Here is a 748-nt window from a genome sequence, read left to right on the forward strand (position 1 = left end):
GGCGGCCTGCACGGCGTCGGCATCTCGGTGGTGAATGCCCTGTCGGACGTGCTCGAGGTCGAGGTCGCCCGCAACCAGACGCTCTACCGGCAGACCTTCTCCCGCGGCCACGCACAGGGTGCGCTCGAGACGATCGGGCGGGTGCAGAACCGGCGCGGCACCAGGGTGCGCTTCCATCCCGACGCCGAGATCTTCGGCGAGCACAAGTTCGATCCGCGCCGCCTGTTCAAGATGGCGCGCTCGAAGGCCTACCTGTTCGGCGGCGTCGAGATCCGCTGGCGCTGCGCCCCGGCCCTGCTCAAGGGCGTCGAGAACGTGCCGGCGGAAGCCGTGCACCGCTTCCCGGCCGGCCTGAAGGATTATCTCGCCCGCGAGATCGACGGCAAGGACCTGGTCGCCGACGGGGTCTTCGCCGGCAAGGTCACCAGGCCCGGCAGCCACGGCTCCCTCGAATGGGCGATGGCGTGGCTCGCCAACGACGACGGCTTCTCCTCCTCCTACTGCAACACCATCCCGACGCCGGAGGGCGGAACCCACGAGAGCGGGATGCGGGTGGCGCTGCTGCGGGCCCTGCGCGACCACGCCGAGCGGGTCGGCCAGGTCAAGCGCATGGCCTCGGTCACCGCCGAGGACGTGATGGCGACCTGCGCGGCGATGCTGTCGGTCTTCATCCGCGAGCCGGAATTCCAGGGCCAGACCAAGGACAAGCTGGCGACGCTGGAGGCCTCCCGCATCGTCGAGGCGGCGA

General features: G+C 70.3%; 1 protein-coding gene. It reads left to right on the plus strand.

Going from position 1 to position 748, the window contains the following annotated elements:
• On the plus strand, positions 1-748 hold a 748-nt coding region (locus VQ03_RS30390), incomplete at both ends, for a DNA topoisomerase IV subunit B family protein (RefSeq protein WP_048454669.1).

The sequence above is a fragment of the Methylobacterium tarhaniae genome (assembly GCF_001043955.1).
Lineage (GTDB): Bacteria > Pseudomonadota > Alphaproteobacteria > Rhizobiales > Beijerinckiaceae > Methylobacterium > Methylobacterium tarhaniae.